Annotated in this window: 11 protein-coding genes and 3 pseudogenes; 6 read left to right on the top strand and 8 right to left on the bottom strand. The window is 61.6% G+C overall.

The genetic code is table 11. The annotated features are described in order from the left end of the window. A pseudogene (locus EXZ48_RS35715) lies at positions 1-258 on the top strand (hypothetical protein); the annotation flags it as partial. A 425-nt stretch (positions 259-683) separates the two neighbouring features. On the opposite strand, the gene EXZ48_RS33835 reads toward EXZ48_RS35715, so the two are convergent. Both EXZ48_RS33835 and EXZ48_RS33830 read right to left on the bottom strand, forming a co-directional pair. Then, entirely contained in the window at positions 684-1,049 is a 366-nt protein-coding gene (locus EXZ48_RS33835; protein ID WP_245462434.1) for a type II toxin-antitoxin system VapC family toxin, read from the bottom strand. After that, a pseudogene (locus EXZ48_RS33830) lies at positions 1,042-1,122 on the bottom strand (IS6 family transposase); the annotation flags it as partial. The pseudogene EXZ48_RS33830 and the gene EXZ48_RS33835, both read right to left, overlap by 8 nt. A 50-nt stretch (positions 1,123-1,172) precedes the next feature. On the opposite strand from EXZ48_RS33830, the pseudogene EXZ48_RS33825 reads away from it, so the two are divergent. Beyond that, a pseudogene (locus tag EXZ48_RS33825) lies at positions 1,173-1,406 on the top strand (SLOG family protein); the annotation flags it as partial. An 86-nt stretch (positions 1,407-1,492) separates the two neighbouring features. On the opposite strand, the gene EXZ48_RS33820 reads toward EXZ48_RS33825, so the two are convergent. Together EXZ48_RS33820 and EXZ48_RS33815 are read right to left on the bottom strand one after the other, a co-directional pair. Continuing rightward, entirely contained in the window at positions 1,493-1,864 is a 372-nt protein-coding gene (locus tag EXZ48_RS33820; protein ID WP_023517354.1) for a type II toxin-antitoxin system RelE/ParE family toxin, read from the bottom strand. Further along, complete coding sequence (locus EXZ48_RS33815) at positions 1,864-2,121, bottom strand: CopG family transcriptional regulator (RefSeq protein WP_050746515.1); 258 nt, start codon at positions 2,119-2,121, stop codon at positions 1,864-1,866. Before EXZ48_RS33815 ends, EXZ48_RS33820 begins: the two co-directional genes overlap by 1 nt. A gap of 196 nt (positions 2,122-2,317) precedes the next feature. On the opposite strand from EXZ48_RS33815, the gene EXZ48_RS33810 reads away from it, so the two are divergent. The 3 genes from EXZ48_RS33810 to EXZ48_RS35185 all read left to right on the top strand — a co-directional run bounded on the left by EXZ48_RS33810 (position 2,318) and on the right by EXZ48_RS35185 (position 4,387). Then, entirely contained in the window at positions 2,318-2,854 is a 537-nt protein-coding gene (locus tag EXZ48_RS33810) for a hypothetical protein (RefSeq protein ID WP_130521423.1), read from the top strand. A gap of 710 nt (positions 2,855-3,564) precedes the next feature. Beyond that, entirely contained in the window at positions 3,565-3,888 is a 324-nt protein-coding gene (locus EXZ48_RS33800) for a DUF736 family protein (protein WP_023517350.1), read from the top strand. Positions 3,889-4,231: 343 nt separating this feature from the next. Continuing rightward, entirely contained in the window at positions 4,232-4,387 is a 156-nt protein-coding gene (locus EXZ48_RS35185; RefSeq protein ID WP_165909511.1) for a hypothetical protein, read from the top strand. 93 nt (positions 4,388-4,480) lie between these two features. Here EXZ48_RS35185 and EXZ48_RS35180 read toward each other — a convergent pair whose 3' ends face one another. Beyond that, positions 4,481-4,633 carry a hypothetical protein gene (locus EXZ48_RS35180; RefSeq protein WP_156031922.1) on the bottom strand — a complete coding sequence of 51 codons (153 nt, stop codon included), beginning with the start codon at positions 4,631-4,633 and terminating at the stop codon, positions 4,481-4,483. Positions 4,634-4,823: 190 nt separating this feature from the next. Between EXZ48_RS35180 and EXZ48_RS35175 the strand changes: the two genes are divergently transcribed. After that, positions 4,824-5,000: a hypothetical protein gene (locus tag EXZ48_RS35175; RefSeq protein ID WP_165909510.1), complete on the top strand. Its 177-nt coding sequence runs from the start codon at positions 4,824-4,826 to the stop codon at positions 4,998-5,000. Between the two features lie 476 nt (positions 5,001-5,476). Here EXZ48_RS35175 and EXZ48_RS33795 read toward each other — a convergent pair whose 3' ends face one another. The 3 genes from EXZ48_RS33795 to EXZ48_RS33785 are packed head-to-tail and all read right to left on the bottom strand — an operon-like array spanning position 5,477 to position 6,449. Next, complete coding sequence (locus tag EXZ48_RS33795) at positions 5,477-5,926, bottom strand: hypothetical protein (protein WP_024270302.1); 450 nt, start codon at positions 5,924-5,926, stop codon at positions 5,477-5,479. Positions 5,927-5,956: 30 nt separating this feature from the next. Continuing rightward, positions 5,957-6,181 carry a hypothetical protein gene (locus EXZ48_RS33790; RefSeq protein ID WP_130521421.1) on the bottom strand — a complete coding sequence of 75 codons (225 nt, stop codon included), beginning with the start codon at positions 6,179-6,181 and terminating at the stop codon, positions 5,957-5,959. Positions 6,182-6,191: 10 nt separating this feature from the next. Further along, entirely contained in the window at positions 6,192-6,449 is a 258-nt protein-coding gene (locus EXZ48_RS33785; RefSeq protein ID WP_130521418.1) for a hypothetical protein, read from the bottom strand. Positions 6,450-7,020: the final 571 nt, after the last annotated feature.

The raw sequence follows: 7,020 nt of genomic DNA, 5'->3' as shown, positions 1-7,020 counted from the left end.
CCCGGCGGTCTCAGGCCGGCGCCGCAGTGGCCGACTTTTGCTCCGCCCCGTGGCCGGTTTTTACTCCGCCGTTGACAGCCTCGATATTTCCGACGCCCATTTGGTTGCGCTGGCCGGACTGCCGGTTCATCATCGCGATCCGTTCGATCACCTCCTCATGGCGCAGGCGCTTGCCGGGATGCGCATTTCGTTTCCGAAGATCAGAACGTGCCCCTCTACGGTGTTCCATTCTTCACCTGCTCGGACCCTGCGACCTGACCAGTTCCATGGCAACACCATCGGCCGGTTCAGCAAGACGTTCATGATGAAGATCGCAACAGCCTTTGCAGGTGCGCGCACGTCCAGCCGCCACGTCAGCAGGCTGGACTGAGTTCAGGCTGCCGATGGCTGCGCCTGCCAACCCCAATCGACAACCGGAAACAGAAAAGCCTGCCGCGGGAGGAGGTGCGGCAGGCTTCTCAAACTGTGATCGGCGACTGGGAGGAGGAGTGCCGCCGATCCGATGCAAGCGATCCCGGGAGGAGGAGTGGATCGCCGGCGCTGTGAGGCTCGCGGGAGGAGGTGCGAACCTCATGGGCTCAATATGCCAATCGCTTCCGCCCTGCAGAAGTCCCTTTGTGCGCAGGCCAGCGTTGCACATTGCGCACGTCAATTGCAGCAGGTTCGCGCCGTCGATGCCGATTTTAGCTGGGCGCCCCTTGATCGACGGACCAGTCTTCCACACGCAGGCCGTCCACCCGGTTGAACTCGTCGAGATTGTTGGTGACCAGCACCAGGCCGCGGGCCTTGGCCTGGCCGGCGATCAAGGCGTTGTAGGGGCCGATCGGGGTTCCCTTTACCGCGAGAACTGCCCGGACCTCCCCAGCTGTAAAGGCGTCGCGCTGATCGAAATCAAGGATCGGAAAATCCGCAAACAGCAAGCGTAGGGTTTCCAGATTGTGCTGGACCTTCGCACTCTTATGCGCCCCGAAGTACAATTCATGGGCCACGATCGACGAGAGGCCTATCGACGGCATCGTAAATTTAACGGTGACGAAACAAGCGGAAATAGAGCCACACCGCGTGGGCGATGATTTCAGCAGGAAAGCGGTGGCGGCGGTAGAGCGGATCACGGTTTGTCATGCCTCTTCATCGCCAATCAAGCTCCACGTTCCGTTAAGTTTACGTTGCCCGCTGAACGCATCGCGGCGGGCTGGGCCGAATCTCGCGGTGTCACTCAGATCGCCTTCAAGCCAAACTGGAGCAAACACGCGAAGGCCGCCCCGTTCCGCCGCAACGACGAGATGCTCTCCATGATGCCGGCCGGCGTCATCATCTTCCCCGGCTCGGGGATCACCGAAAACCTGCGCGACAAGGCCCACCGCTTCGGCATCACCGTCTGGGAACTGAAGGGAGAGGGCGCGTGAGCGCCCTTTCTCTCTCTCTCTCTCTCTCTCTCTCTCTCTCTTCAGGCTCCTTTCCGACGGGCATTCAGCCCGGCGTCGAAGCGGCTTTAAAGTTTCGGGCGAGGGTGCCCCATCAGGGCCTCGTATTCGCGGTCCGTCAATCGTTCGACGATGCGCAGCTGCGCGGGAATGTCCATCCGTTCGTGGAGAACGGCGGCGACGACAAAGGTCGCGTCTTCCACCACGATATAGGCAGCATAGTGATGCTCGATCTTGTGGAGGCGGAACAGGGAATGGCCCACCCGCTCGTCCTTCTTCATGCGCACACGGGCATAGGCTTCAGGGATCTCCTCGAAGCCTTTCCGAAGCAGGCGTCCATAGGCTTTCGCCTGCTGCGGCGACCAGATCCGCGCCGTCTCGCGGATCGCCAGACGGTAGTTTTCCAACGCCGTCGGCAGGATAAGGATGTGGGGAGCCACTACCGCAGCTCTTCGTCCAGTTCCGCGTCGACGGCATCCAGGGCGGACAGGGGCCGCACCTGCCCGCGCCGGAACTCTTCCTCCGCTTTCAGCAAGGAGCGAATTGCATAACGGCGGTCTTCCTCGCGCGCCATGTCTTCGCGGATCAGCGCGCGCACATATTCACTCGGCGTCGTGTACTGGTTCTTGCCGTTTGCGCGCATGTCGACGAAGGCGCGCATTTCATCGGGCAAACTTACATGCAGGCTGCTGGTCATGGCAGCGCCCTCCCGGTTGGAATTGTCGAGGCGGATTTTCCCGCACCAGCACCTCAATGTCAATATTTGACATCGGCCTAGTGCTGCCGGCCCGCGGAACGGCTTCGCCGTTCCGCTCCTTCGAGACGATGCGCTGGCCTAGAGGGAGAGGTGGGCCGGGAGGGGGAGGCCTTTTGGTAGAAAAAGGAGAGCGACCATGGCGATGATATTCGTAGTCGGATCACGCGACATATTCGAACTGCCGGAACCGGTGATCGCGCGCATCGGTGCGATGATCGCCGCCGAGCATGGCGTGTTGGTTGGCGATGCGCCCGGAGCCGAGGCGGAGGCGCAGAGCCTGCTCGCCGGCTATGGCTATGAGCATGTCGGCGTCTTCCATGCCGGCAGCGAGCCGCCCAACAATCTCGGCGACTGGGCGGCCTATCACCGGCCGGCGCCGGGAGGCGCGCATGGCTACGCCTTCCATGCCGAGAAAGACCGCGAGATGGCGTGGCGCGCCGATTACGGGCTGATGGTCTGGGATGGCGCTTCGCCGGGAACCTGCCTCAACATGCTGCGCCTTGCGGCGGCCGGCTCGCCCTGCGTCGTCTACGACACGATGCGCAGCGCGAAGTTCACGCTTCGAAAAGTTTCCGATTGGCAGGAGATGCTGCGCAACGCTGGCCGGGATCTCGTCGGGCGGATCGAGGCGCGCATGACCGACGAGGAACGCCATCTCGCCAATGGGCGATGACGCGACGGTTCGGCGGACGTCGTGCCCGCCCGCGGCCGGCCGACAGCACGCCGACGTTTGCCGCGATGATCCCGGTGGCTTCCCGCCGCCCGTAAGGAAGCCGGCCCCTTGCGCGGCCAGTCCGCTCGGCCTCTCCGGTGTCGTGTGCAGAAAGATCGTCTTCGTGCCGTCTTCGCGGCCGGGGCGCTGGCCTGGACCGATGCGGAAGATAATGCCTGTCTCGAAGACCTCCATCCGGGTCGAGACGCGGCATATCGGACCCGCTGCACGTCTCACCCCAGTCCCAAGCCACGCCGTCGAACGCCGGGCGCTTGCGATGACGTCGGCACCCCGGAGCGCCCTCGCGGGGTGGTCGTGCGGGAAGAGCGGCGAAGGTAATGGCCGGCAGACCGACAGGCAAAGGCGCATCCACGAGCAGGACTGGACTCTGGCGGAGAGGCTGCAAGTCGGGACGCCACGGCAGGCATCGGCTCCGGTTCCATCCGGCCCGTTCCCATTGATGCCGACTTTGTAGAGGACTGCCTGCTTTTGCGGCCAACCCCTGAAGGGGTAAGACTCGACAGAAATTTTTGCAAAATTCGATTTCGGTTTGTCCGCTTTGGCGGCAAATCGAATTTTGCAAAATTTTCCGCCGAGCTGACCGCAGCAGATCAGCCCTCTCCTTTGCCGCCATCGGGAACGGTCCCGATGGAACCGAAGGAGACAGCACCATGGCCACCACGATCGCAACCCTGACCCAGAAGAACGACGGCATCCTCGAAGGCGTCTTCGCCACCATCCGGGTCAACGCCCCGATCGCCATCGTCCCGAATGCCCAGAAGTCGAGCGAAGAAGCCCCTGACTTCCGCGTCATCCACCGCAAGACGGGTTTCGAGATCGGCGCCGCGTGGGCCCGCACGGCCCGCCAGACCGGCGAGGAATACCTCTCCGTCAAACTGGAAGCCCCCGAGATCGGCGTGATCTTCGGAAACGTAGCCCAGGCTCCGGGCGGCGATCCGACCAAGAAGGTCATCCTCTGGAACAACCCGAACTGAACGATGAGCGAGCGGCCCCGAGCAATCGGGGCCGGCATCGTCAGGCCAGTTCAGCGGCTTTAGCGACAAAGACGCGAAAACGGGCGTCGAACCGCGTCCCCACCTGACGGGTGCCCCACGAGAGGAAGGTCTGTCTGCTCAGAACGCCAATCATGCCGTGACGCCCGCGCCGCCTCAAGCACTTCGCGGCACCTCCAATTTTCAGCCGCCGCCCTGAAGGGCGCCTTCAGAAAATTGGTTCCTCCGCTCGCCGGCTCCGCCGGTCGCCTGCGGCGATCCTTGACCCGGCCCGACCCTCACGACCCCGGGCGTCATCTTTCACATCATCAAGGAGATGACGACGATGACGATGACCCTCGAAAACCACATCGAAGAACTGCGCCGCGAAGCGAACCACTGCGACCCCGCCGAGCGCGCTCAGATCGAGGCCGAGCTGGAACAGGCCCGCGCCGAACTGGCCGCGCCCATCGCCGCCGAAGACGCCGAGCCTCTCCACTGAGGGAGGCTTTTGCCTTGGACGATGGGGCCGATGCGCCGGATCGACCGGCGCTCCGACCCGAGGCTTCGCCTCACGCCCGCCTCCCCAATCCCATCATCGACGAACATCACCTCGCGCCAGTGCCTCAACGCGCTTCACCCGGTATCCATGGGCACGCCTCTCTGGCAGCCAGTCGAGAAACAGCGCGACAGCGTCTTCCTCAATGACGGCGTCTACTTTTTGTTGTGGGGCGGCTTTGGTCGACATGCGTCACCTCATAGGAATAGTGTCCGCTCGGCGGGCTTTGTTCCTATTGAGTTCTCATTTCAGGAGGGGTCAAGGTGAAGCCGGGAGAGGCCCCATTTTCTTCCTGATTAACCTCAATTCATTGGGTTAACGAGCTGATTGATTTGATCCGATTACGCCGCCGGCCGTATTGAGGGTAGGAGGTGATTTGATGAAGTATGAGATTGGAATGCACATTGTCTATGACGTGCTGAATAAGGGCGTCCTAGTCGAATTCCGCGGCATGTCGCACTACTTGGCCGGCCCCTTTAAGACGCAAAAGGAAGCGATCGGCGCGGGTGAAGAGCTGTGCCGTAAGTTGGGCTGGGGAAAATCGGACGGCGCCTGAGGGGGTATTCGGGGACCGATGTTACTCCGGCCAGTCGGCCCGCCCTCATCGATCCCGATGAACATCATGATCCGCATGGGGGGGCAGGCCGCTGACTATAAACCTCGACCGGCTCACGTTCTTTGGGCAAATTCACCACCGCATCTGTCCGGGCGTCGGTATCGGCTGGGTCACCGGCCGCAGGCGTAGTCCTATTAGTCTTGTAGCGGAACGATTCGATTTCCCTGTCCGAAAATCGCCGAGTTTCGCGGAGGGCGCACATTGCTTCTGCGATTATTTCGGCGTCGCTTGCCGGCTGACCGCCTTGGCCCGAAGCCCGAACCTTCACTGGAACGATCGCCAGGAGACGCTTCTCCCCGGCGGCAAAGACATCAACCGACAAATCGCGCATTCCCGGTCCCACGGTGGTAAGACCCAAAGATACACGTTTTGAGGGCATTGTTGTTTGATCTGCGTCATGGCAATACGAGGCGTTCCTAGTCCAGCAGATCCACAATCTCCCATCCTTCAGCAGACAACGCGGTCCAGAACCGCCCCTCGGCATCCTCCTCCACGGTTGCCCAGCCGCGCAGCCGCAGTCGGCGCACAGTGTCTTTCATGGAGGCGGGGATATCGTTGTAGGACCGCGGCCTTTCAGCGAGCAGGCACATTGCAAGGAATTGCGGTCCAGTAAGGCGAACGACCGGCTTGCTGGAGATGTACCTGGCAGCCCGCACCTGACGCCCTTGGGCGGTGATCGCAATCTTGATCTTCTTTCGGGGCTCAACGCGCATTTCGACGAAACCGAGTTTCTCCAATTCCTGATACGCCACCAAGTCCGGGTAGGCGAGTCTGTCCATATGGACGTCGTCGCTGGAGGCCAAGCGATCGATGAGGTCGATCTGGGCTGGCGTGAGGCGGTAGATGAGGATGGGCTTGGCGGACATGATTTACCTGGGATATGGAGGGGCGGCGCCTCATTTCCGCAAGACGGTTGCTTGACCGCCCGTCACGTAACGCTTCCCGTCCTTGTCGCCATCCCACGGATCACCGAACCCTTTCGGGTGTGGCGGCTCCGAACCGGTGGCCAGGGCGTCGCGTACCGCGGATCGCTCGCGGCGATGTTCGCGCTTCTTGAACGCCTTGTCGCTGTCTGCGGTCGTGATGCCGGTGATGGGGACTTTCTTACGTGACCTGGTCATTGGACGAGAATCACCGAGCATCACTGCGCTGGCGGGAACTTCCCATCGCCCGGAAGATTGACCAGATAACAAGTCCGACGCCGATCAAGAACGGAACCAAAGCCATTAGCGTTGGGACCGCGGCGTTATGAAAGCAGCCATCGATGCCGACGTAATCCATGTTGAAGCAATATCTGACAGGCGTTTCGTTCGGGAAGTCATAGGTCCGTGTGTAGAAGCCATTAGCCATGAGTAGCAGCCCGACTGCGAGAACGATCCATTTAGCCATGAAAGCCTCCCAAGCAACGCGTGCTGAGTGTCGCACCGCGATGCAGGGTTGTCGAGGGATGTCCCCAAAACTGGGGAGACCTCGTGACGCAATTTTGCGTTATGATGGGAAATCAATGGGATGGCGCAAACAGGTTCGGGCGTGGAGGGGCGGCGAGTGCGTAGAGGGCGGTGGCCCCAAATTGCCAATACTTGGCAATTTGTCTCCGACCTCTCTAGCGATGCGCATGGACCTCCCACCGTGGGAAGTTTGTCACGGCCTCACAACCACAAAACCGCCCGTCTCTTGCGGGGCGGGCGGCTGCGCCGGCGGATGTTTCAAGGTTTTCGCATGGCGATCGGCCGGCCAAAGACCGTGTGGGAGCGCCCCTGCTGGTGTGGTCGCAGGTGGTGCTGGTCGCTCCCCGGTGTCTACGAATAAAGGGCCGGGGCAGCTACAAAGCGCCACCGGCAAAGGCTAGCCGGAACATGCGGAAACGGCTGGCAGGAAATTTCAGTTGGGTCGATCGATCTTGGCGTAGTAGCCAGCCCGCAATTGGAGCAGATCGCCATAAATCGTTTCGACGATGCCG

It is taken from the genome of Shinella sp. JR1-6, assembly GCF_004284735.1.
Classification (GTDB): Bacteria; Pseudomonadota; Alphaproteobacteria; order Rhizobiales; family Rhizobiaceae; genus Shinella.
The sequence above is the reverse complement of the archived record's forward strand: the minus strand, read 5'-3'. Positions and strand labels throughout refer to the sequence as shown.

Coding starts and splice junctions, on each gene's coding strand:
- EXZ48_RS33815 (WP_050746515.1), bottom strand. CDS start 2,121: ATGACCAGCAGCCTGCATGTAAGTTTGCCCGATGAAATGCGCGCCTTC.
- EXZ48_RS33810 (WP_130521423.1), top strand. CDS start 2,318: ATGGCGATGATATTCGTAGTCGGATCACGCGACATATTCGAACTGCCG.
- EXZ48_RS33800 (WP_023517350.1), top strand. CDS start 3,565: ATGGCCACCACGATCGCAACCCTGACCCAGAAGAACGACGGCATCCTC.
- EXZ48_RS35185 (WP_165909511.1), top strand. CDS start 4,232: ATGACGATGACCCTCGAAAACCACATCGAAGAACTGCGCCGCGAAGCG.
- EXZ48_RS35180 (WP_156031922.1), bottom strand. CDS start 4,633: ATGTCGACCAAAGCCGCCCCACAACAAAAAGTAGACGCCGTCATTGAG.
- EXZ48_RS35175 (WP_165909510.1), top strand. CDS start 4,824: ATGAAGTATGAGATTGGAATGCACATTGTCTATGACGTGCTGAATAAG.
- EXZ48_RS33795 (WP_024270302.1), bottom strand. CDS start 5,926: ATGTCCGCCAAGCCCATCCTCATCTACCGCCTCACGCCAGCCCAGATC.
- EXZ48_RS33790 (WP_130521421.1), bottom strand. CDS start 6,181: ATGACCAGGTCACGTAAGAAAGTCCCCATCACCGGCATCACGACCGCA.
- EXZ48_RS33785 (WP_130521418.1), bottom strand. CDS start 6,449: ATGGCTAAATGGATCGTTCTCGCAGTCGGGCTGCTACTCATGGCTAAT.